14 protein-coding genes and 1 pseudogene are annotated in these 23,440 nt (G+C 67.1%); 11 read left to right on the forward strand and 4 right to left on the reverse strand.

Going from position 1 to position 23,440, the window contains the following annotated elements:
* Positions 1-270: 270 nt before the first annotated feature.
* Both ACFYZR_RS31115 and ACFYZR_RS31120 read right to left on the reverse strand, forming a co-directional pair.
* A pseudogene (locus tag ACFYZR_RS31115) lies at positions 271-333 on the reverse strand (hypothetical protein); the annotation flags it as partial.
* Between the two features lie 169 nt (positions 334-502).
* Positions 503-4,387: a hypothetical protein gene (locus ACFYZR_RS31120; RefSeq protein ID WP_391916520.1), complete on the reverse strand. Its 3,885-nt coding sequence runs from the start codon at positions 4,385-4,387 to the stop codon at positions 503-505.
* A gap of 139 nt (positions 4,388-4,526) precedes the next feature.
* Here ACFYZR_RS31120 and ACFYZR_RS31125 point away from each other — a divergent pair, with 139 nt between their 5' ends.
* From ACFYZR_RS31125 to ACFYZR_RS31150, 6 genes are all read left to right on the forward strand, one after another.
* On the forward strand, positions 4,527-4,706 hold the full coding sequence (locus tag ACFYZR_RS31125; RefSeq protein ID WP_391916523.1) for a hypothetical protein: 180 nt from the start codon (positions 4,527-4,529) through the stop codon (positions 4,704-4,706).
* Positions 4,707-5,121: 415 nt separating this feature from the next.
* Entirely contained in the window at positions 5,122-6,729 is a 1,608-nt protein-coding gene (locus tag ACFYZR_RS31130; protein ID WP_391916526.1) for a type I-E CRISPR-associated protein Cse1/CasA, read from the forward strand.
* Complete coding sequence (gene casB / locus ACFYZR_RS31135; RefSeq protein ID WP_391916530.1) at positions 6,726-7,367, forward strand: type I-E CRISPR-associated protein Cse2/CasB; 642 nt, start codon at positions 6,726-6,728, stop codon at positions 7,365-7,367. Before ACFYZR_RS31130 ends, casB begins: the two co-directional genes overlap by 4 nt.
* Positions 7,364-8,704 carry a type I-E CRISPR-associated protein Cas7/Cse4/CasC gene (locus ACFYZR_RS31140; RefSeq protein WP_391916533.1) on the forward strand — a complete coding sequence of 447 codons (1,341 nt, stop codon included), beginning with the start codon at positions 7,364-7,366 and terminating at the stop codon, positions 8,702-8,704. The genes casB and ACFYZR_RS31140 overlap by 4 nt, the downstream gene beginning before the upstream one ends.
* Positions 8,701-9,546, forward strand: coding sequence for a type I-E CRISPR-associated protein Cas5/CasD (cas5e, locus tag ACFYZR_RS31145; protein ID WP_391916535.1), 846 nt, complete (start codon positions 8,701-8,703; stop codon positions 9,544-9,546). The genes ACFYZR_RS31140 and cas5e overlap by 4 nt, the downstream gene beginning before the upstream one ends.
* Entirely contained in the window at positions 9,543-10,265 is a 723-nt protein-coding gene (locus tag ACFYZR_RS31150; protein WP_391916538.1) for a type I-E CRISPR-associated protein Cas6/Cse3/CasE, read from the forward strand. Before cas5e ends, ACFYZR_RS31150 begins: the two co-directional genes overlap by 4 nt.
* 362 nt (positions 10,266-10,627) lie before the next feature.
* On the opposite strand, the gene ACFYZR_RS31155 is transcribed toward ACFYZR_RS31150, so the two are convergent.
* The gene (locus tag ACFYZR_RS31155; RefSeq protein ID WP_391916541.1) at positions 10,628-11,377 is read right to left on the reverse strand and encodes a hypothetical protein; all 750 of its coding nucleotides are present in this window, start codon (positions 11,375-11,377) and stop codon (positions 10,628-10,630) included.
* Between the two features lie 607 nt (positions 11,378-11,984).
* On the opposite strand from ACFYZR_RS31155, the gene ACFYZR_RS31160 reads away from it, so the two are divergent.
* Both ACFYZR_RS31160 and ACFYZR_RS31165 read left to right on the forward strand, forming a co-directional pair.
* Positions 11,985-12,557, forward strand: a complete 573-nt coding sequence (locus tag ACFYZR_RS31160) for a Uma2 family endonuclease (RefSeq protein WP_391916543.1) — start codon at positions 11,985-11,987, stop codon at positions 12,555-12,557.
* A gap of 873 nt (positions 12,558-13,430) precedes the next feature.
* A complete protein-coding gene (locus ACFYZR_RS31165; RefSeq protein WP_391916546.1) occupies positions 13,431-14,489 on the forward strand; it encodes an LAETG motif-containing sortase-dependent surface protein in 1,059 nt (352 codons plus the stop codon).
* Positions 14,490-15,388: 899 nt separating this feature from the next.
* Here the strand turns inward: ACFYZR_RS31165 and ACFYZR_RS31170 are convergent.
* On the reverse strand, positions 15,389-16,177 hold the full coding sequence (locus ACFYZR_RS31170; RefSeq protein WP_391916548.1) for a hypothetical protein: 789 nt from the start codon (positions 16,175-16,177) through the stop codon (positions 15,389-15,391).
* 340 nt (positions 16,178-16,517) lie between these two features.
* Between ACFYZR_RS31170 and ACFYZR_RS31175 the strand changes: the two genes are divergently transcribed.
* The 3 genes from ACFYZR_RS31175 (at position 16,518) to ACFYZR_RS31185 (ending at position 23,337) form a co-directional block, all read left to right on the forward strand.
* Positions 16,518-16,691, forward strand: coding sequence for a hypothetical protein (locus tag ACFYZR_RS31175; RefSeq protein WP_391916550.1), 174 nt, complete (start codon positions 16,518-16,520; stop codon positions 16,689-16,691).
* Positions 16,692-17,577: 886 nt separating this feature from the next.
* Entirely contained in the window at positions 17,578-17,910 is a 333-nt protein-coding gene (locus ACFYZR_RS31180; RefSeq protein WP_391916552.1) for a hypothetical protein, read from the forward strand.
* A gap of 3,387 nt (positions 17,911-21,297) precedes the next feature.
* Complete coding sequence (locus tag ACFYZR_RS31185) at positions 21,298-23,337, forward strand: hypothetical protein (protein WP_391916554.1); 2,040 nt, start codon at positions 21,298-21,300, stop codon at positions 23,335-23,337.
* The last annotated feature ends 103 nt before the right edge of the window (positions 23,338-23,440 follow it).

The raw sequence follows: 23,440 nt of genomic DNA on the forward strand, positions 1-23,440 counted from the left end.
CTCGCCGACGTCGCCGACGCCACCGAACACGGCATCCACCGCGTCTGCTCCGACGACCAACTCCCCTGGTCCTTCCTCACCCACACCGGACTGACCATCCACCCCCAACAACCACAGAACTAACGAAAACCTCAGTAGATAGAGGTAGCAACGGGACGGTCCCGCCCTACCGGCGGCCGCGGCGTCCCGCAACGCGGTGGGGGAGCCGAGCAGGACGGGCGGCAGGTAGCCGGAGCGGACCCTCAGCTCCCACCCGTGCACCTGGACCGCGAGGGCGGCCAGGGCCAGCGTGCCGAGCGGCAGCAGTGTCCTGGGGCTCGGGTCGGTGCCCATGTTCTGCCGGTATTCGGTGAGCCGGGCCACCAGGGCCTTCTCGAATGCCTGCTGATCGGCCGCTGAAGGGGCACCTCGGGCCAGTGGCGGGGGAGGTGACCGCGCGACGGGGTGAGGTAGAGGCACAGCGCGTCCATCGCGGCGAAGTCCGTCGCCTCCGACGTCGAGATCAGCCTCGAATACGGCACCCCGCCGCGTATCGCAGGGGCGTAGTTGTGCTCCGGAGGTGGACTCCGACGATGTCTCGGACCTGCAGCACAGCTTCGGGTGCGATCCGAGACAGGATCGCGAGGGCATGGTGCCAGCCCGCACCCGTCGTCAGTGCCTGCCGAGTGAACCTGGCGGCAGCCTCTCTGTCAGCAAGGGCAGGAGTGGAGACGGCTAGCGCGAGGGCACGGATGGTATGAGCGAACGGGTCAGCATCTGCAGGGTCCCCGATAGGAGGGACCCGGACCGGCAGCTGAACCAGGTACGCCCCCACAGCGGCGAAAGCCGCCGCACGGCTCTCCGGTGCCGATAGCTCGTCGGCCGCTTTCCACGCCTCGCAGACGTCATTGCACACCGCGTGAACCACCGCAAGCCCCGCTGCCGGAAAGCGTTCCGCCCGTCGCGCTCGGCTCTCCTGGTTCAGCCAGCCCACCTGACGGGTCGCAGATCCCCCCGCCTTGATCTCCAGGAGAGCATGCGCAAGAACGGTCTCTGCCTTCCATGCTTGCGGTGGTTCGCTGAGGTATGCGAGCGCTTCACGGATTGCTTGGTCGAGCTGGGCCTTGTACGGCTCTTTCAACGCATCTGCCGCGGGTAGGAGCCCGACGAGGTCGGCCAACAACCCTTCCAGACCGCGAGGCCGGTGCTTGCCGGCGAGCAGGCCCTGCTGTTCCTCGTCGATAAGCCGGGCCGCGAGAACTGGATCGTGAACGGCGAGTTCCGAGGCCACCGCGATACGAGCCATCCGGGAGGCCCGCCGCCATGCTGCTTTCCCAGCACGCTGCGCGGGCTCGGCCTGCTCAATGAGCTCTAGAGCAGCGCCGCCTTCTCCTGCACCGGCCAGAGCTTGGGCAGCGATGGTCCAGGCGCCGGCAGCGTCGCCTTCCACGGGGTCCAAAACAGCCCGGGCAGCTCTGGCCGCTTCATGGGCCTGCTCCCGCGCGCTCGCAATTCGACCCGAGTCTGCATGCGCCAGCGCTACGGCGGCAAAAGCCCTAGCCAGATCATGTGAGTCGTGCAGCTCGGCAATCAGTGCTTCGGTATCTGAAGCCCGGCCGCCCCGTACAAGTGCACCAAGTAAGGCAGGGAGCCAGACGATCGCAGACCGACCATCCGGATGGCTCTCTGGCAGCAGCGCCAGCGCCTCGCCCAGGTGACGCTTGGCTGCATCGTGTTTGCCTAGTTCTGCCAGATGAAACGCCTCACGAGCCTGCTTCTCAGCCTCGGCCTGGTCATCGTCACCGAAGCCACTGCCACCGCCAGCTTCGCCTTCCTCACCCCTGGCAATCACCGAACGGGCAGAGGCGGTCACGTCGTGACCGTAGAAGCTTGTTCGCAACTGTTCGGGCATGCTGTCCAGCAGCCGCTGCCTTTCATCCATCGGGACCCCGGTATCGGCAAGTGCCTGCATGAGCCCTGCAAGCGCCACCTGTAAGCCGAAGTGCAGGTGGGAGTGATCCGTCACCGACAGTGAGGCAGTGTCTTGAAGCTGAGACTCGACGTACTGTCTGGCCAATGCAGTCAGGGCTGCAGCCTCTTCCTGGCGGGCATCGGCCAGGGCTGACGCCGCCGTTGTCAGCACGCCGACGCTCGCCAGTGCTGGCAACTCGACCCACACAGCCCGGCTGTAGCTGACGATGCGGTCGTGGAGCCGATCTGCACGCTCAGGAAAGGCAGCTGCCAAGACCGCCCAGATCTGGATCGGGACAGCTCTGTCTTCCGGGAAGGCGCTGTCGCACGCCAAGTCCTCGGCCTCCTCCTCCATCTCGTCGAGGAGTTGTGACGCGACGGCCGGCAGGTGTGCAAACAGAAGGGCGGCAGCGTCCGCCCACGCTTCGTACCGCGCCGTACTCAGCCCTCGTGTCGAGCGGAGGAGCTTGATTCCGTCGCTTTCCTGCCGTGTCGCGATGAGAGCGGCTGCTGCCTGTGCGGCGATCGCCTCCGTGTCTTCGTGGCCTCCGACGAAGGACATGGTCCGGCTACGGGCTTGATGTGCCCAGTCAGCAGCTTCCTGAGCGATCTGCTGGGCCTGCTCATGGCTTGTGTCCGCCAATACGCGAGCCACCTGGGCCAGGGAAGCCGCCTTGGCGGAAGGATCAGCGGATGCGAGCGCCAGGGCTCGGGCCCGTTGAGCGTGGCCCAGACGGGCGACCGCGCGGGGGACGGAATACGGCAGGGGACGGGCATGGCGGAGGAGTAACTCCCGGGCCGCGGCGGCGCCTGCCAGCACGGCGAGGCTTTGGGGAGTGTGACCCGGATTCATGGCCACGGTCAGATCGAGATCCGCGAGTGCGACGTCCACCCCGGAACGTTCCACGATGCGAAGCTGACGCAGCGGGTCGAGGACGAGTGATGCCAATCGCTGAGTGTCCGCACTCTCGTGAACCAGGCGGGTATAGCCGGTGAGAAGGTAGGCCGGGGTCTCTTCGGGCCAGTCTTGGGCCTGGTAGCCGGCCGCCCAGGTATGCAGGCGAGCCTTGTATTCCGCGAGCTCCGCGTTGCCGAGGGCGTCCGATGCATCCAGGCGTAGCTCGTCATGCGCGAGTACATACGTCTGCCGGGTGAGTTCGTCCTTCGGCGCCAGAGCGAGGTGGTCGGTGTCGTCAGGTTGCATGCTGCGGCCAACGACGCTGCCGAGGACCTTATCGATTCTGTCCGGCCGTACCTTGACCAGCTCGGCCAGGTCCTTGCCGCTGAGGGCACCCTGGGCCACTGTCAGGAGGCCGAGGAGGGGGGAGCCCACGTTTGGGTCGTCCAGCAGGGCGCGCAGTTCCTGCCTAGCTGTCTCTCGGATGACTTGAGCAGCGGGTGAGGCCGTGAGGCGGTGGACGATCGAGGAGTCTCGCAGAGGATGGTCGACGAGAACGTCCTCCGGCGCGGAGGGGTTCGGTCGTCTTGACACGATGACGCGCATCCCGGGCGGAGGGACTTTTGGCAGGAGAGCGGCGATGCTCCGTCGTCCCAGTCCCGCGTCTGCATCCTCGTCCAGTCCGTCGACGAGCAGGACGAACGTCCTGTGACGCTTCGCGCTGGCATGCGCGGCCTGCTCGTATAGGCGATGCAAGGTTGCCCGCATCTCCCACTCGTCGAGAGTGTCGGGGTGTCCCTTCACAATCGCCGGCTTCTTCCCGGCCACGGCGGCGAGAGACCTCGTCATTGAGTGGAAGAATACGTTCCGGGTGGCGGTGCCGAGCCGTCCGGCAATGAAGTAGTGGACGAGATCAACTCCGACTGGCAGGCATCGGTCGGCGAACCAGGCCAATAGGGCTGTCTTTCCCGCCCAGGCATCCGCCTGCCACAAGATGTAGTCGGGGCCACGCCCAGCCGGACTCGTTACTGAGGCCTCGAGCTGGGCCAGCTCCTCCCTCCGGCCGACGAACTCCCGTGGGACAACCGCCTTCAGCGTTGCGAGATCGCCAAAGAGACGACCGGGCGAAGACGCACGGATACGGGGCCCATGGCCGCCCTGCCCGCTCCTCCGCTTTCCTTGCGCGGCTTCAAGCCGAGCGCGCCACGCCGCATTAGGGACTCTCCGGTGGGAGTCAGAACGCCGACGGGCGTGCTCCTCCAGGTGCGGAATGAGGACCTTGAGCACGTAGTCGGTGTTCTTCACATGGGGGACGCTGTCCTTCATCCAGGAGGCGAAGGTTGAGAACGGCACCTGCCCATACCCCCGCTCCCGGCCACGCTCAAGGAGCTCGCTATGGAGCGTCCTGTACGAGAGCTTGGGCGTGCCCCCGCCGGCGGCCACATACAGCTCCAGCAGGTCCTTCGTGAAGCCCGGCGGCTCCTCCTTCCCCGACCCGCCGCTCTCGTCGCCATCCGGTACAGACTTCGCCGGACACATCTTTCTCCCCCTTCTGACCTGCAGGAATAGGCTTAATACGGATCTTCGAACGTCGCGGGACAGCCCCCGGACACGGGATACCTGTGGGACCGGGCCAGCGGGCAAGAGCGCTGGGCCACCTACCCAAGGGGGATCTGAAATGTCCGTTCTGTTGTCCGTGCTTCACGACGCGGCCACCTTGACCGCTGCTACCGGGCTCGCTTACGCCACCGCCGTCTTCACCGTGGCCGCGTCCTCGGTGATCTCCCGCAGCCCGGAGCGCCGCCGCGATGCCAGGGCGACACTGACGATCCTCGTGCGGCGCCGCGGCCAGCGCTAACTGTCGCGCCAGCCTCGCTGGGTGATGAGACCAAGCCCGTCCGTCACCCGGCGCTCTGGTGCCGGCGTGCCAAGAGCGGCTAACCTCGGCGCCTGCGTGGCCCCGCCCCTGCGGGAATGGACCTGTTTGTGAGCACAGCACGACCTTCTCCCCAGCGTGCGCGGGGATGCAGAAACCGGCTGCGGGTCTGACTCTGCCTTCTGCAAGCGACGGAATCAGGCGCATGCCGACCCTCAGTGTCCGTCCCGCGGCCAAGCGGGTCCCGCGCTGCCGGCCCTGCAGTGTATCTCTCAACTCCTCCCGTTCAAAGATGAGTTGAAGTCCTCAGAACGCACCATGCCGCCCTCGTTCGCATGCTACGGTCCTGCCTTATTCCAGCAGGGAACGTTTGTGAGCAGAGAGCGAACGATGCATCTTGGCTGAATCCCGTACCCCGCCCACAGGGACCACACACCCTCGATGGGACCCCCGATGGGAAGCATGCGCCGAGGCACTGACACTGACCGGCGACCGGGTCGAGCGCAGCCTCATCGGCCTACTGGAGGACGCCGACCAGCTGCTGTCCGTGGAAGGAGCGACCCCTGGTGAGCAGGTCGCTCTCCTCGAATATCTGCTGGCCATCTGCTACGCATCGGGGACGTATCCAGCCACCGCCAGGGAGTGGCCGGCCTGGGTCGACACAAAAGACACGTTTCGAAACGCTGCCAAGTGGCTGGCCAAGGACGAAGGGATCTGGGACCTCTTCCATCCCACTGAGCCACTCGGCCAGAACGCACTCCTCGCTCCCTTCCTTGACCAACACGGGGCAGGACCCGCACAGGTGGTCATTGAGCACGTCGGCGACTACAACCAGTTCTTCGACCACCATCATCTCGACCATCCACAGCCGTTACCCGCTGCCGAGGCATTCCGAGCGATGCTCACACAGCACGTGTACGGGCCCGCCGGCCGAGCCCGGATCTCGGGGAAGGAGACACTCGGCCCCACCATCACCAACCTCGCCATCGGCCGCCTCACCAGCCGGATCCGCGTCATCGCGCTCGGCTCCACCCTCGGCGAGACACTGCGCCTGAATCTGGCCCCCCTGACCGGACCGCGGGGCGAGTTCAACCGCTCCTGGACCACTGGGAAGGAACGGAGAGGCTTCAAGGCGAAGCCTGACGGCCGGGCCGTGAGCGGCCCCGCAGACCTGCACAGCTCCCTCGGCCGCTCGATCCTCCTTCGCCCCGGCCCCGACGGGACCACCATCGACCGAGTGCTGATGGGCGCGGGCGAACTACTCGCCTTGGAAGAACACCACCTGCAGGACGCCGTCTACGCCGAGAAGACCGACGGGACCAAGAAGCCGCTGTGGGCATCGGCCTCCCGTGCCGTCTGGCGTGACGCCCACGCCCTCTACGCCGCCGTGTCCAAAGCACGCGATGCCGCCACGATGAATGCAGGCGAGAACCTCTACGAGAGGCTCGCACTCTTCCCCCCAGTAGATGTCGCGCCAGAGCCCGGTCAGAGCCCCGCCCGCCACATCAACCTGTGGGCCGTCGGACTCGTCGCCAAACAGACCACGGCCATTACCTGGGTCTCCGGCGTCTTCCCCTTCGCGCCCGGGCTGGAGGCCAGGCTGTACCACGCCTCACTGCGCGGGTCGGAGATCGCCGAGTCTGTGGCCACAAGCCTGATCAAGGCCGCCTACGCAGCCTGGACCATCACGTATCCGAACCCGAGGCCAGCGGACAAGAACCAGCAGATAGCGCGCTTCGACGTGCGGTGGCAGCACTGGGAGGCGACAGAGGAGCAGTTCGACCTCCTTCTGGACGACGTCACCGCAGGTGAGGCCGTCCAAGAGTGCCTCCTTGCCTACGCCTCAGTCGTATCCACCGCGGCCCGCAAATTCCTTGCTGAGTCCCTTGACTCACTGCCGAGGAACTCCCGCGGTGCCCAGGCACGGGCCGCAGCCTTGCGGCGCTACGACGACGAGCTGGCGCACGCCAAGGCCCCGGCCGAACTCCGAGGAGGGAAAGCATGAGCACCGAGTCCGTCTCCAAGACCCGATCCCTGCCCGATCCCGGGCGCAAGCAGGAAGACGCGGACCGTCCCTCCTCGTACGCTCCGGAAGGCGAGCCCGGCGAGCACCTCACCTCCTGGCTCGTGAGCCTCGTACGGAACCGGGAATACGGGCAACTGGCCGACCTGCGCCGGCCACATCTGACGACCACCGCCCACATCAGAGCCGGCTGGTTCAGCCCAACACGGGACCAGCGCGAGATCTACGAGCAGGTGGCGTTCCTCTTCGGCGTCTACCACCAGGGCCGTCCCACCCCCTCGTACGGCTTCGGCACCCTGGGCGAGGCCGCCCGCCGGATCGGCAGCAGTGCCGGTCGCGGCCCCGACGACCCCGGGGCCGCCCGGCTCATCGACCGGATCGTTGCCAGCCGCCGGATCCCCTGGCGCCACCTCCAGCACGCGGTCGCACGCCTCCGCGCCTGCGACCAGAGGCCCCCGTCGTGGGCCAGGCTCGCCGAGGACCTCAGCCGCTGGAACGACCGCAAGGCCCGCATCGCCTACGAGTGGGCCGTCGACTTCCACACACCCCCGTCCCGAGCCGGACGCGCCGGGAACGGCGAGGCAACCGCCGACACGACCACGAAGGGCACCAACACGTGACCACCACCGCGACTTTCACTGGCAGCCCGTTCCTCTCCCTGCATCTGCTGGAGACCCTCGTCGCCGTGCTGCCCGTACGCGACGAAAACGGCGCGCCCAAGTCGATCGTCTACGGCGGAGCCGAGCGCCACATGATCACGAGCCAAGCGCGACGTCGTGCCGAGCGGGTCCACGCCCGGGACCGTGCCAACGCCGGGGTTGGTGCCTTGGCCGGGCGGAGCACCGGCATCCGTACACGCGAATGGGCGCTGATCACTGCCCGTGAGCTGGCCTCTGAGCACGGCTGGGACAAGGACGAGGCGGTACGGACGGCCCGCGCGGTCATCGAGGCAACCGGTCTGAAGTTCGGCGACCCGGCGAAGAAGACCGTCGCCAACCTGACCAAGGTGCTCCTGTTCGCACCGGCCGACGCCGGCTCCCGTATCGCCGCCCATATCGCCGACCGCAGCGAGGAACTCCGGACCTGGACCGTCGAGTACTCGGCAGCTCAAGCCTCTTCCGCAAAGCCCAAGAAGGGTACGCGAAAGGCTGCCGCCGACACGGACGCCGAGTCAGCGGAAACCCCGGAGGCCTCTGCCGCGGCCAAGGACATGCCCGCACTCCCGCCGGGGACCCGCGCCGCGATCCTCACTGCGCTTGCCCCTCGGGATGCCATTGACATTGCCCTCTACGGACGGTTTCTCGCGGAGATCGCCGATTCCCCCAACGTCGACGGCGCGGTTCAAAGCAGCCATGCCTTCACAGTCCACGAGGCCGAACAAGTAGACGACTTCTACGCTGCCGCTGACGACGCCAAGCTCGATCGGAAGAAACATGCTTTGGACTTCCTGGACGCGGCCGATGATGCCGGCGCCGGCATGACCGGTTACCAGTCCTTGATCTCCGGTACCTTCTACCGGCACGCCGTGCTGGACCGCGTCAAGCTGCGAAAGAACCTCCGTGCGGCGGGGATGTCCAAGGAAGAGGCGGAAGAAGCCTCGGTCGCTGCCGAGGCCGAGTTCGTCAACTCCTTTGTAGACGCCTTCCCCGAGGCGAAGAAGAACTCCACCGCCTCCACCGGCTCGTTGCCCGCCCTGGTCCTCGCCTTTGAAGGAGACCGCCCCTACAACTACGCCGGAGCTTTCCAGCAGCCGATCGACGAGAAGGGCGAGGACGGACCTGCCGGTCCGGCCGCGGTCAAGCGGCTGCTGGAGCACCACGCCTTCGTCAGTGAGCGCCGGCCCGATATCAAAGCCGGCCGGGTTCTCACCTACGACCGGCAGATCGACCATCTGCTCGGAGAGCTGAAGGCCCTCGGCGCGAATCCCGTGACGAAGATCAAGGAGCTGACTGCGTGACGCACGTCCTGCTCCTACGGCTCGCCGCTCCCCTGCAGTCCTGGGGGGCGGTGTCCCGCTTCTCGCGCCGCGACACCCACAGCCGCCCCACGAAGTCGGCGGTGATCGGGCTGTGCGCCGCCGCCCTCGGTCGCGACCGCACCGCACCGATCGATGACCTCGCTGAGCTCCACTTCGGGGTCCGTGCTGACCACCCGGGCACTCCTGTACGCGACTACCACACCGTCGGAGCCGGCAAGTACCCACTTCGCCCGCGCGACATCATCACCGACCACCGGCGGGCCGCTGCGGTCTCGGCAAGCCTGGACGCAGCCACCGAGAACAGCTTTGGCCACCATGAGCTGGCCAAGTGGTACGGGGCTCCCAAGAAGATCGCTGCCGACCCCGTGTCCGGCACACTCGTCTCCGGTGAGCTTTCCCGCACGGCACTGATCACCGAACGCTGGTATCTGGCGGATGCCGCATTTGTGGTCGGACTCCAGCACGAGAACCAGGGATGGCTGGAAGAGATCGCCCACGCCCTGGAACACCCGAAGCGCTTGCTGTGGCTGGGACGAAAGTCCTGCCCACCCTCCGGCACGCTCGCCGCCGGCATCCTGCCCGGCATCCTCGCAGAGGTCTTCACCGCAAAGCAGCTGCTGCCCAGGCCGGAGAGCCCGGAACCTGGCCGCCGCCCCTGGGCTTGGATCCAGAGCCCCGCTGGAGCCGTGGGAGCCAGCCCCATCAGCGACCAGCCGGTCAGCTTTGATCCAGAACGCAGGGGCCACACCACGCGCTGGGAGAGCCGTACACGTATCACCATCGCCTCGACCGCTACCGGATGGGACCACATCATCCCGTGAAGAGCACACGCGCCAAGGCGGCCCGCTTCGTCGCCACCCACTCCATCCTGAGCCTGAACGCGCGACACCCGTATGTAGCCAAGTCCCTGGTAGACGCCCATGAGATGCATCGCACGGTCATGAGTGGGTTTCTCGGCTGGGTCGAGGACGGCGACCCCGCTGCCCGTGCCCAGATGGGCGTCCTGTCGACGTGGTCGGTGGACCTCAAGGAGGCGGTTCTCGTACTGGTCGTGCAGTCGCGGGTGCCGGGCGACTGGAGCCGTATCCCCCGGAAAGCCCTGACCGACAAGCCGCACATCATCACCGTCGACCGCACCATCAGGACCGGAGATGTTCTCGGCTTCCGTACGGTCATCAATCCCGTCCACAGCAAGCCGACAGGTGGACCGGGCCCGGAGAGGACCCGCGGCGCACGAGTCGCCCACACCAAGCCCGACCACGTCAAGAATTGGTTTCTACGGCGTCTTCAGGCCGAGAGCGAACCTGCGACAGCCGAGGACGGCGTGGTGCGGATCGGAGCCACTGCCGACCCGGTGAACCTTGCGGTCCGCATGTTGCCCACGGTCTCCAGCCCTGCTCCGCACAAGCGTCTGCGCATTGCCCGCGCGGAGATCAGAGGAAGGCTGACCGTCACCGACCCAGACACCCTCACACAGGTCCTCTCCAACGGCCTCGGCCATGCCCGTGCATACGGCTGTGGTCTAGTCCTAACGCGTTGAGGGACCGGGTCGGATGTCGTTGGCTTGACCACGAGAGCAGCTCCGTCTCTGGCGAAGATGACGCGCGGTCCAGCTGACAGAGGCTCGGGGTGGCCCCAGGTCACCTTGAGGTTGGCGCCATGGGCGTCGCGTGCGATTTCCCTCAGGATCGTGACGGCAGATGCCTGTGCATTCTCGGGGGCCGTGTTGATAGTCAAGGTGTCGAAGTGGCCACCGAGCCTGCTGCCCCGTGAGGTGAGAACCAGTTACAGGGTATTGCCGACGGAAGACGCTGCTCTGCGTGTGTGGGGATGGAGCTTCTGCCGTCCGCTCGGTGAGGCTGCTGGGGAACTGCTTCCTGTAGAGGGGGCGGGGTTTGGGGGCTACCGGGTGTTCGTCTGGTCGGGGCTGATTTGGTCGGTGATTGAGAAGTCGGTTTTGCAGTCGGGGCAGGTCGCGTTCCCGTAGACATAGGTCAGAAGGTGGGCGATTTCGAGCTGGCCGTCGGTGGATGCGGTGTCGTGGAGGCGCCGGCCGATGCCTTCCAGGCCAGCGGGGTTTGCCGGGCGGAGGGGGAGAGTTTCGATTGTGTCGTCCGAGAGGGCGTAGTCGTCGCTGGTGGAGAAGAACCCGCGTTCGCCGAGGACGATGAACAGGCTGGTTTCGCATTCGGGGCAGGGGACTTCGTATTCCTCGTTCGCGAGTCCCCAGGCCAGGTCCTCGTTCCATCCTGTGGCGCCTTCGAGGCCGAGCATGGCTTCCAGGAGGTGGAGGTACTCGGCGCGGTCGGTCGCTGTCCGGAGACGGCGGTTCACCCATGCCAGCAGGGCTGTGATGTCCGTTGAGTGTTCTGTGCGGACGTCTCCTGCTCCGTGCGGCTGCCCGTCGCCGGCCAGAATGGCGCCCGCCAGGACCAGGGCGTTCAGGGCTTGTCCCCGGTTGTCATTCGCGGCCATTTTGGCCAGCCAGGGCAGTGCTGCGAAGCTGGCCGGGTGGACGCTGCCTTGGTGGCAGAGTGCGGACCACAGGTCGTTCCAGAGCTTTGCTGTGGGCTCGGAGGCGATGCGTGCCAGCAGGGTGGGTATGTCTTCGGCGGAGCCGTAGGCATGGCTGAGTTGCGGCCAGTCTGTCATGCCGGAGATCCAATCATGCCCGTGGCCGCCAGAAGCGGTGACGGCCTCTCTCCGGCCCTTGCCACCCGGTCGTCACGGGCCAACGCGGTAGTAGCCGTTTCCGTTCGGAGAGCACATGGCGGGCCGGCGAGCGAGTCAACACGTCAGCCGACAAGCGGGTATGCCTGCGATGCTAGGCCTGTTGTGCTTCTGCCCGTCGGCTCTTCGCCACAAGCAGGGGGGTGGATATGTTCTTTATGCCGGAGTCGATGGAAGTGCTCAAAAGTGACTTCGCCTGGCTGTAAAGGTGCAGGTCACGGGGTCTGCTCCCCGCGCATGCGGGGATGGTCCCGAGGCCATTGACACCTCGATGTTCTGCTGCGGCTGCTCCCCGCGCGTGCGGGGATGGTCTGCGGCCACCAGCTCCAGGTCCAGCCCCTGTTCCTCAAGTCCGTGGGGATGTCCCCGGTGGCTGGGCTGGGCATTGTTGGTTCTGGAGGTTGGCTTGTCTTCGCTGTCCGCTTCGGGTGGTCGGCCGGTGGGCTGTTGCCCGTGTATGCGGGGTTGTTCTTCGTGTGGGCGGGGTGGTCTGGTATTAGGGTGGGGTGGTGTCGGGTCGGAGGGTGTGATGACTGCTGCGTTGCCTGATTGGCTGTATCCGCCGCGGGAGAGCGGGTGGGAGGCTGATGACCTTGACCGTGTGCCTGAGCTTCCTCGTCATACCGAGCTGATCGATGGGTCTCTTGTCCTGATGATGTCTCCGCAGCGGAGCTGGCACGACCGGGTCGTCCGTCGTCTGACGGCTGCTCTGGAGGAGCGGGTGCCCGGGGGGTGGACGGTCGAGGCGCAGATGACGGTGCGATTGGATGACAAGAACCGTCCGGAGCCGGATGTGATTGTCGCGGCTGTTGAGTACGACCCGGACCGTACGCGGTTTCTGCCGGGGGAGGTCGTGCTGGCGGTCGAGGTGGTCTCGGAGGAGTCCCGTTCGCGTGACCGGGAGACGAAGCCGTTCAAGTACGCGCGTGCGGGTATCCGTCATTTCTGGCGTGTCGAGGACGAGAGGGGCCTGCCGGTGGTTCATTCCTACGAGCTGGACGACACCACGCGGGTTTACGTTGCCACCGGTATCCACCGGGGACGGGTGAAGACCGGTGTCCCTTTCACGCTGGATGTGGACCTGGACCGCCTCGCCCGCTGATCAGCCGGGTTCTCGCCTGCAGGGGCGGTCCCACCGTCGGCAACCGGACAGCAGACCCCAGCGACTGCTGCCTTATGCGTGGAGGTTGGCCTTGCGGCCAGGGCCTTTGCCTCGAAGCTCTGCTCCCTGCGCATGCGGGGATGACCCTCTACGAGGAAGTAGAAGTCCAGAGCTGGCTTCTGCTTCCTGCGTGTGCGGGGAAGGCCTCGAACCGGTGGGCGGGTGTGGGTGTCGCAGGTGTCGGTGCTGTTGTCCCTCAGGTATCAGTCGGCATGTGGTTGTGTCTGCACCTGTGGCTCTTCTTCGAAGCCGGTGTTCCGCACACTCCGCTGTGGCCCGGCCCCGACATAATCCTGATGTCGACAGCCCCTACGGTTCGATGGGTCGGCGGCCTTGGGGCTGCGGAGCCTGGGGTGGTCCAGCCCAGAGTCTGCTGTGCCGTGCTGGGCTGCTTAATCGTCCGTGGCTGCTGTGAGGGCAAGTCCCGGACGCGCGCCGACCGCTTGTGGAAGGTGGGCGAGGCCCTCCGGAGGGCTCGAGGGGCCACGTTCAGGACCCAGCTGCGAGGGTGATGGCGTGGTCGCTGACACCACCTGTTCCCCGTACGCGTGAAGATGGCCTCTCAGGCTTCACCAGCCACCCATACCGCGACGTCTGCGCCCCTTGGAGACGGACCTTTCCCCCCGCGACGTCTGCGCCCCTTGGAGACGGACCTTTCCCCTGTGTGATGCAGGTCATGCGAAACCGGCTTTTTTCCTTGCAACCTTCTGGGGGGCTCGCCGGTCAGGTAACCGTTCCGCCGCGGAATTCGCATGCCGGAATTCGCATGCGAGCCGTCCCTGGCCGGACTCCTTCGTTCCACGAGAGGTACACATGAAGCTTTACCGCGCGCTGGCCACGGCTGCCACTGCGGCCGTCGTCGGGCCCGTGGCCCTGTTCGCCGCGCCTGCCGCTTTTGCGGTGGACGGTGATGCCCGCCCCGCGGCCACCGCACCCGGGCAGCCCGACCCCGTCTTCACCGGTGGTATCACCGGCAACGGCAAGCCCCCGGTCCAGCAGCCGACGCACGAGCCCTCGGGCGACGGGACGTCGACGGCCAAGCCCTCCCCGGCGGCCTCCGCGTCGGCTTCCGCCAAGCCGTCCCAGGAGCCGGGCAAGCCCAGCACGACGCCGTCCCCCGCGCACACCCGCCCGACCTTCTGCTCGCCCATCTTCGACGTGGACCGCGGCAAGACCGGACTGCGCGGGCTGCCGAGCAGGATCGTGGCCGGTTCCGGCTGGCACGAGTTCACGTACCGCGTGGCCAACGTGTCGAAGCTCAAGGTGATGGAGACCGACCTCTCCCTCGACCGGGGCACCGCCGACCCGAAGCTCCGGGACGTCGCCGAACTGGACGTGTCGGTCGAGTGGTACAGCCCCGCCACCGGCAAGTGGAAGCCCGTCGTGGGCGAGGGCGCGAAGTTCCTCGATAACGAGGACTTCGCCACCGTGAAGAACCTCAAGCCCGGCGAGTACGCCGACGTGCGCATGCGCATCAAGGCCGGCGAGAAGGCCAAGCCGGGCACGGGCTACTTCTTCACCACCGGCTATACCTGGGCCGAGGACGACAAGTGCGGTTTCGACGAGATCAGCCAGTTCGACTACACGGTCCTGGCCGCCGGCGCCAAGCCCGGCAAGGTCGATGACGCCAAGAGTAAGCCGGGCTCGTCGGACGACGCCAAAAAGCAGCAGCAGAAGCAGCACGACAAGGCCGGGCAGAAGCCGGCCGGGGACAGCGGCAAGGTGGATCAGATCCCGGTGAGCGGCAACCTCGCCGAGACGGGTTCCTCCAGCATGCTGCCGACCGTCGCCGGCATCGGTGGCGCGGCGGTCGCCGTGGGCGCCGCCACCGTCTTCGTCGTGCGGCGCCGCAAGGCCGACGTGGCTGGCTGAGACAGCACCTGACCGAAACACAGGACAGCAGGGTCTGGCAGAACCTTTCCTTGTAGGTAGGTCCATGCCCCGGGCCCCGGTACGGCAATCACCGTACCGGGGCCCGTTGTCGGTGATCGCCCGTGGCACCGACGGCAGGAGCCTGTGGGCGGTCTTCAACCTCATCCCGCCCCGTCAACCCCTGGCAGCTGTGCCACGGAGCAGTGGACTTCCCAGCCACCCATGTCCGACGAAGCCCACTTGCTGACGACCGCCACCCACGTAGCCTGCTCCCCGCGCACGTGGGAATGCTCTCTGAAACGTCATCTTGGACGAACTGATGATCTTCTGCTCTCCGCGCGCGGGGACGGTCCATAGCGTGCGGAGAGAGGGCGGGTGCGGGCGGCCTGCTCCCTGCACGTGTGGGGATGGGCCTCGAGCCAGTGGGCGGGGTGGATGTTGTAGGAGTTGGCTGTTGTCCCTCGGACATCAGTTGGCATGTGGCTGTGTCTGCGATGCTGAGTCTGCTGTGCTGCCGTCTGTCAGCTCTTCAACAGGAGGGGGTGAATATATTCTTTATTTCCGAGTCGGTGAAAGTGCTTAAAAACAGCTTGGCCCGGCTGTAAGGGTGCAGGTCACGCAGTCTGCTCCCCGCGCGTGCGGGGATGGCCCCGAGGACCACGCGATGACCTGGGCGCTTTTCGATTGCTCCCGGCGCACGCGGGGATGACCCCAAGAAGCTGCGTCTGTCCGGTTCGAGTTCCGGGCGGCGAGGCGTGGCTGCGCCGGCAGATCGTCGGGCTCCTGGGGCTGAGGGGCAAGGGTGTCGGGGTAGCTCTAGGGGTTGTGGGCTGATGAGCTGGCGTTTCCTCAGGTTTGAGGCCAGGGCTGGTCGGCCCTGCTGTCCGGGTGGCGACTGTTTACTGGGTGCGGCCGGTCTCGCTGTCCGAAGTCAGAGTCCCGGAGATGACGAAAGACGCCCCAACGGTCAGGCCTAGCCGTGCTGCCCAGGACAGTGCCTCGGTGCGGGACGCGTCGCGCTTGGACAGGCGGGCAGCGGCCAGGGCGGGCGGCACCTTGTTCTCGTCCAGCAGGGAGGCCCACTGGCTGGCGGTGAGGGCCAGGTAGCGCAGGTGCGGGAAGTCCGCGAGCACGGTCAGGTCCTGGACTGTGGCCTGGGAGAGATCCAGGCCGTGCAGATTCGGTGCCGTGCGTAGCGGGGTGAGATCGATTGTGGTGTTGGTGGCGAGATCCAATGAGCTGAGGTGCCGGTGGCCTTCGAGCGGTGCTAGGTCGCCGTCGTGGAGGCTGACGGCCAGGGACTCGATGGGCAGGTCCCGGATGGGGGTCAGGTCGGTGACAGGGCGGCGCTTGAGGTCGAGCCGCCGCAGGTGCGCTGCGGCGAGCGGGGTAAGGTCCAGCGGGCTCCTGGGGGCGTTGACCTGGATCAGGACGGCCTGGAGACCAGACGGCACGTCATGAGGAATTCCGCCGGATAGCAGCTCAGGATCGAAACCGGACTCGTATGGATCTGCCACAAAGCCGATGTAATCGTCGCCCTCCCCGACCTCGTAGGCGCCCCGGTCCAGCAGGTCCAAGTAGTGGGCGAGGAGCGAGGTGACGGAGTCGCAGATGTGGAGCGGTCCCTCGTAGTAGTCGCGGCCGATCTGGATCGCTTGTCCTGGACGCCCAGCATGGGCGGGGGACATGTCGACCGCCAGGTAGTTGCCGTCGTCGGCAGTGGCGAACGGGAGCCATGCGGGGTGCTCGTGGCAGCGCCGGACCGTGCCGGGCGGGTCGGCGTCCAGGACGACCGCGTCCCAGTGGTTCCTCCCAGCCGGTCCATACCGGTTCCCGCAGGTCGGCGTTGGCGGAGACCAGCTGGGCCAGCGGTATCCAGCCGAGGTTGCCGAACAGGCTACGAGCGGCATCCCCGCTGCCGTCAGCGAACAGGTACAGCGCCCGCAGGTCGGCGGGCAGTGGCCGGCCGAGGCGGCGCTCGGCGTCGGCGAGGGACGCCTCGCTCACAGGCGGGGGGAGCATCTCGGTGTGTCCCAGGATTTCGGCACGCCGCTCCAGGTAGGCGCGGAGCCGGGCGAGCGCCAGCTCCGGGTCGCCCGCCGGGCCGGCCGTGCCCTCTTCCTGGGCGTACCCCGCCGGGAAGAGCCGGTAACCGTGATCCAGGACGGCCAGGAACCCCGGACGCTCTCCGTACAAGCGTGAGACGACGTCCCGAGACGCGACCAGCGAGTACTCCCCGGACGGCCGGCACCGTATCTCCAGCCTGGTGCGCTCCCAGCCGCGAGCTGTACCCACTGCCGCCGTCACGTCACTCAGATTCTGGAAACCACGGGTCAAGTGGATCGGCCGCGGGGGCGCGCCGGAGAGCGTGTACTCGCCGTCGACGTTGAGACCGAAGAGGCCATCAGTGCTGACCAGCACCGCCTCTGTCCACCCCTCGGATGCGTGCGCCACGATTGTCCTGGCCACCCGCGCTACGCTTTGCTCTATCAGCCCGGCCACGTTCTGTCCCGCTTCTGTCGACACTTTCGCTGATCATCGCAGGGGCCATGACAGAGGCAGCCAGCAGGATCCCGGCGAGGCACTACCGCAGGATCAGCCCGCCGGATCCGACAGTCATGGAGCGCAGACCCATCTCGTGCCGGTATCACCTCAGCACGATGAATCCGTCAGATACTGCACTCCAGGCTGCCGGGGACGGAACTCCGGCCGATGGCTTGCTTCCCGTGCAGAAACCCAGAGGAGCGGGTTCTCCGGGGCGCTGCACGCCTGTTCCCCGCGCATGTGGGGATGAACCCCCGAAGAGCGTGCGGCGGTTCTTGCCGACGTCCTGTTCCCCGTGCATGCAGGGGATGACCCCAACGGCTCCCGGCGCGTGCGGGGAACCCGACGTCTCGATCAGGGACGGGACGTGGGCGGGGCTGCTTCCTGCACGCGCGGGGATGGCCCCGTGCTCGCGTAGGTGTGGCGTTGTCCTTGCTGATGTGAGTGTGTGAGTGGCGAGCGGTATGGGGATTGCCGGTGAGTGCGGGTGATGTGGGTCTGTGCAGAGTGCCGGACCCTGGGAGCCGTCAGGTTGGATAGGGCCGTGGTGAGACGACCCAAGACGAAGAAGAAGCGGCCTGCCCCCGGCATGCCGAAGGAGATCATTCTGCTGGCGGGCCAGGAGGCGTGGGTTTACACGTTCACTGCTGACGATGCGGGCGATGGGTGCGGAAAGGTCGCGATGCCTTCCGGTGCAGCCATTGAGGATGTGCAGGCGGCGGTCTGCACGTCCCTGGCGAGCCTCACCGGCACTCTTCACGGCGTCGATATCGATGTTGCGTGGTCCTGCCTGACGCCTGGTTCGTGGGTTGGGCGGGTCTGGCATGTCGCCGTGGTGGAGCCTGCTCAGACCGGCGGAGTGAGTAGAGAAAGCTGACCCACTGACGAGCGACTCGAGAGATCAGCGGTCTGCGGCCCGAGGTGTGGGCGTTGTCACGGCGGGGAGAATCTCCGGGAGGACCGGTAGAAGTGCAGGTCACGCAGCCTGTTCTCCGCGCACGCGGGGATGGACTCTCGTGGTGTCGGTCAGGCCGTGGCGCTGTGCAGTCGAAGACCGCTGGACGCTGGCCGGTATGGATCCCGGGCGGAGGCCAGTGTCACCTCGGTGTCGTCGCTCCATGAACAGACTTCCAGCCATGACAGGTAGCCATCTTGTGTGACGGCCAGGACTTCGCCGGCGCATTCACCAGTCTCGGTGACGAGCTGCGCTTCGGCCGCGACGACAGTGCCGGGGCCGGTGGGGGGGCAGGCTCTGCCTCGCTGGTGCCGAGTTCGAAGTAGGCGGTACCGCACCCGCATGTGCAGCGAGCTCGCACGCTGAGGTACAGAACCTGCCCTCAGAGCGCGACATGAACCGGATCGTCTGAGTTCAGGACTGCCGCCAGCACATCGGCTACGTCGGAAGGCAGGCTCTCGGTCATTCCGTCACCGTATCTGACCAGCGACTTTGGGCCCCGATGAAGCCCGGTCCGTCGTCGATCGGCCCGCCGGCGTGGTCACGCCTCCAGGGCGCTGAAGGCGAGGTCTGCTGACGCGCGCTGCTCCCTATGCGTGCGGGGACGGTCCCGGCAGAGTTTCCGGCACGGCGGCGAAGGTGGACTGCTCCCCGCCTGCGTGGGGGCGGTGGTTGCTGCGAAAGAGGGCATGACTGGGGTGACTTGTGCTGCTCTGTCGGTTACCTCACGGGTGTCAGCCGGCAAACGGCGGGGTCTGCGATGCTGAGCCTGTCGTGCTGCCATGCGTCGGCTCTCCAATAACAAGCGAGGATAGACATGCTCTGTATGCCTGGTATGCCCGAGTCGGTGAAAGTGCTCAAAAACAGCTCCGCCCGGTTGTAAAGGTGCAGGTCGCGGAGTCTGCTCCCCGCGCACGCGGGGATGGCCCCGCCGTCGGTCGCGCCACCGCGGCCGACCCGGCCTGCTCCCCGCGCACGCGGGGATGGCCCCAACGTGCAGGTGCCCTTGGCCGACCTCCTCCCCTGCTCCCCGCGCCCGCGGGGATGGACCCAGGGCGACGCCGCTCTCCAGGTCGTCTCCCGCTGCTCCCCGTGTGCGTGGGGGACCGCCGGCCACGACTGGCACGTGCTGCTCCTCGCGTACGTGGGGATGGACCCACGCGGCGCTTCTCCGGGCCTTCCGCGAGCAGCTGCTCCTCGCACACGCGGGGATGGACCCATCGCGCAGATCGGCATCCACGTCTTTCGCCGCTGTTCCCCGCGCGTGCGGGGATGACCCCGACCTTGATTCCCGCTTTCTGAAGCGCACCATCGATGGCAGCCCGTCCTCGACGCCGCGCGGAACGTTTGTTCCCCGCGCGTGGGGATGGGCCCCACGTCCGCCCATGCCCTCCGCTGTCCCAGTTGCTTCCTGTGCATGCGGGGATGAACCCGCGGTCTTGGAGCGCTCGCCGACGCCCGCCTTCTGTTCCCCGCACGCGTGGGGATGGTCCCGCGGACGGGCCCGGGGCGGCGGGTTCTTCCCGCTGCTTCCCGCGTACGCTGGGATGGACCCGCGCTTCGCCGGGCGATCGTTGGCCGGGTCTACTGTTCCCCGTGCACGCGGGGATGCTCCGTCCCGGCCTCGGAGTGGTACCTGGTCGCTGGCTGTTCCCTGCACGCGTGGGGGTGGACCCGAGGCATACGAATACGGTCTGGCCATCGCCTACTGCTCCCTGCGTGTGCGGGGATGGTCCCGGCTCCTACCCCGAACGGGAGCCCCAGCCCCACTGATCCCGGCACGTGGGGATGAACCCGCGGGCGCCCGCGGGTGGTTCGACCAACAAGCCTGCTCCCCGCGCGTGCGGGGATGACCCCAAGCTGGCCCCGCTCTCAGGGCTACGGCCTGACTGTTCCCCGCGCGTGTGGGGATGGCTCCTCCGCGGTGGGCTCGTGCGAGCCCCGTGGATGCTGTTCCCTGTGTACGCGGGGATAGCCCCGTGCTCCGCGGCCCCAAGGTCTAACCCCACCTATGTTCCCCGCACGCGCGGGGATGAACCCGAGGCGTCCCGGTGGGAGCGGGGCGCACGGTTCTGCTCCCCGCATGCGCGGGGATGAACCCTTGCCTGTGACCCGGGCGCCGGCCGAGATGGTCTGTTCCCCGCTTGCGCGGGGATGGCCCCGCGGCTGGCTCGCCGGCCGGGCCCGGTGACGCTGCTCCCCGCATGCGCGGGATGGACCCGTCTGCCCCATCAGCGACCTGCCAGACCGGTACTGCTCCCCGCGCACGCGGGGATGGTCCCAGCAAATCGGCGGACGTGGTGGCGATGGCGCCCTGCTCCCCGCGAATGCGGGGATGGACCCCGGGTGTACCGCTCCGGCGCCTCCGAGAACGTCTGCTTCCCGTGTACGCGGGGATGGTCCCGAGAAGAGCGCGGGCATCATCGCCGACTCGGGCTGCTCCCCGCACCTGCCGGGGATGGCCCCGGGCACGGCATCCTCTTCCTCGACCCGCACAGCTGCTCCCCGCGTACGCGGGGATGGCTCCGATGACAGGCATGTGGCCACGGAGAGGTAGACTTGCTCCCCCTATACACGGGCGTCCTGCTCCCCGCGCACGCGGGGATGAACCCACTCTGGCTGAGTGCCCGCCTCATCCGCAGTCCTGCTCTCCGCGCACGCGGGGATGACCCCCACCTCCGCCCTGGCTACCAGGAACGTACCGAGCTGTTCCCCGCGCACGTAGGGATGGACCCCGGTCGAGCGCGTATACCCACAGGCACGGAACCTGCTCCCCGCGTGTGCGGGGATGGACCCGATGAGCGCTCGCTTCGCGAACACCAGGAGGACTGCTTCCCGTGCGTGCGGGGATGGTCCCCCGGGCAGTCCCGGCGCTGGTGTAGGACTGGGCCTGTTTCCCGCGCACGCGGGGATGGACCCTTCGAGATCTCCGGCATCTACAACACCACTGACTGTTCCCCGCTCGCGCGGGGATTGGGCCTTCCAAGACTTTCTCGCCCGGCTTCACGGTGAACTGTTCCCCGTGTGTGGGGATGGCTTGTGGTGTTGTGGGTGGGGTGTTTTGTTCGGTGGTGCTGGGGCGCTGCTAGGGGGTGTCCGGTAGGTCGCGTGACTGCCGAGTGTCCTGATCGTCAGGTGATCGGCTCGGTGGGTCCCGCAACGACTGGTCCGCCCAGCACAAGACGGCATTTCTAGCCTCTTTGCGGCCGGTTGCGCACTGTGGCGTCTTCGCCCGACTCTGGGGTCTTAGCTTCTTTCCTTGGCCGTGGCCAGCCGGCCGCGGCCAGGCTGCTGCGAGGAGGTAGTGCCGTGCCCGGTCAGGTGAGGTCAACGGAGCAGGAGCGGTTGGAGCGGTTGCGGGCTCTGCTGTCGGGGGCGCGTTCCAAGGATCGTGTGGGAGGGGCGCTGGGGCAGGGGGGGTATGGCAATGTGCTGATCGGAGCGATGCTGCACGGTGCCGATCGGGTGCGGCAGGGGCATACACCCACCGATCTGGAGCGTGTGCTGCTGGATGCCTTGGGGACGGTGGTCTCCAGTACAGAGGCACAGCAGTGGGGCCGGGCGTATCGAGAGGCGCTCACCGGCCAGGGCGGCCGGCTGCCGGTGGTACCGGAGACGATCACGAGGCGTTCCGTGAACCAGGGTTACACGATGGCGGACCTGCGCCAGGATCTCCCCCAGATCGTGAACGAGGCCCTGTCGTGTCCGAACGTGCAGATCGTGGACCCGTACACGACCGCGGCGGGGCAGGGAGAGGACCCGGCGTTCATCGAGGCGATGAGGGAGAGCGGGTTCGCGGTCACCGGGTTCGCCCGCCCCACAGCGTCGAAGACCATCTCCGCCGCCGCGGAAGACGGCACCGGTCAGGCACAGGAGTCGGTGGACGGGCAGTACGAGGGGGAGGGCAAGTCCCGGGCGGTGCAGCCGTTCCGGGTGAGGCTTGAGCTGGAGAGCTTCTTTGTGCGCCGGGCCGTGGGGGACCAGTGGGGAGGGCGGGACGAGATCTATTGGACCGCCTCCACCGCCACCGGAACCGGGGCGGGCACCCGGTTCGATTCGGGAGAGTTCGGGAGGCTCAAGACCGGCGATACGCGTTCCTTCTACCCAGAGGCGAAGGTCCTCTTCGACGGAACGACCAAGGGGTACTTGGGGACCTCGATCCAGTGCTGGGAAGCCGACCAGAGCAGTGATGCGTGGTGGGCGGAGCTCCGCAAACGCCTGGACGCCGCGATCATCATCATCGATGCCGCCATGACGATCGCGGACAGCGGTATCGGGGTGGTGCCGATGTGGGTGTCGACGTCGTGGGAAATCGCCAAGATGTTCATCTTCATCATCGATGCCTTCCGCAACTACGACGACCTGTCCTGCCAGCGCAGCATCGTGATGGACCAGCAGGACCTGGCGGTGCTCGCCCACTACGGCCAGACCACGTGGCACTTCAACGGTGACGGCTACCACGAACTGAGGGTGAAGTACACCGGCCCTCCGGTGCCCATCGCCACCGGCACACTGGAATGCGTCGTGCGCAACGGCGCCAGCTGGGGTGCGCCGATCGTCCTGGACTGGGAGAGCCTGACGCCGCCGGCCCTGGCCACGTACAACAACAAGCTGTACGCCTTGTTCGTGCGCCCCTCCGACAGGGCCGTGATGTGGTCCCGTCTGGAGCCCACCACGGGCAGCGGCCTGGACGGCAGGGAGGTATGGGCCACTCCCCAGCGCATCGGCACGGACGCCAGCATTCACGCCCCGGCCGTGGCCGCAGCTCACGGCAAGCTGTACTACGCCGTCACCGGTCAGGACGGCGGACTGTACTGGCGGACCTACACCGAAGCCGGCGGCTGGAGCCCGGCAGCGCGGTTCCCGCAGTACGTCGCGCGATACAGTCCCGCCCTCGCCAGCCAGGGAAACGAACTGTGGCTGGTGCACGCGAACGACGGCGGCAAGCTCTGGCTCACCGTCCACCACGGCAGTACCTGGGCTGCGCCGTTTGCCGACAACCTGAACTGGACCGTGACCACCGGTCCCGCCCTGTGCAGCAACGCCGTCAACATGTGGAGGATCGTCACCGGCAGCGACCAGAAGGTCTACACCAGCCGCTGGAGCCCCCAATGGGCCCCCATGCACACCCTCGACCCCTGGCGCACCAGGAACGCCCCGGCACTCGTCTTCCACGACGGGAAGATGCAGCTCTTCATGCGCGGCCTCGACGGCGCCCTCTACACATCGACCTTCACCGCCCACGTCGACACATGGAGCGCAGCCCAAAAAATCAACGGCCCCAAACCGCAGGACGAGCCGAGCGCCGCCTCCCACCACGGCAAGCTCTACCTCATGTACCGACGCTGACCCCACGGGCAACGCCGCGCCACCACACGCCAACAGGGCCCAGGGCAAAGCCCCTCATCAGACGAACCCCGCACCGGGCAAAGTCAACCTGCCGACGGCCGGA

It is taken from the genome of Streptomyces sp. NPDC001678, from assembly GCF_042892945.1.
Classification (GTDB): Bacteria; Actinomycetota; Actinomycetes; order Streptomycetales; family Streptomycetaceae; genus Streptomyces.

Bases quoted from the DNA above. Each gene is read 5' to 3' on its own strand.
- ACFYZR_RS31120 (WP_391916520.1), bottom strand. From the start codon at position 4,387: ATGTGTCCGGCGAAGTCTGTACCGGATGGCGACGAGAGCGGCGGGTCG.
- ACFYZR_RS31125 (WP_391916523.1), top strand. From the start codon at position 4,527: ATGTCCGTTCTGTTGTCCGTGCTTCACGACGCGGCCACCTTGACCGCT.
- casB (WP_391916530.1), top strand. From the start codon at position 6,726: ATGAGCACCGAGTCCGTCTCCAAGACCCGATCCCTGCCCGATCCCGGG.
- ACFYZR_RS31155 (WP_391916541.1), bottom strand. From the start codon at position 11,377: ATGACAGACTGGCCGCAACTCAGCCATGCCTACGGCTCCGCCGAAGAC.
- ACFYZR_RS31160 (WP_391916543.1), top strand. From the start codon at position 11,985: ATGACTGCTGCGTTGCCTGATTGGCTGTATCCGCCGCGGGAGAGCGGG.
- ACFYZR_RS31165 (WP_391916546.1), top strand. From the start codon at position 13,431: ATGAAGCTTTACCGCGCGCTGGCCACGGCTGCCACTGCGGCCGTCGTC.
- ACFYZR_RS31170 (WP_391916548.1), bottom strand. From the start codon at position 16,177: ATGTCCCCCGCCCATGCTGGGCGTCCAGGACAAGCGATCCAGATCGGC.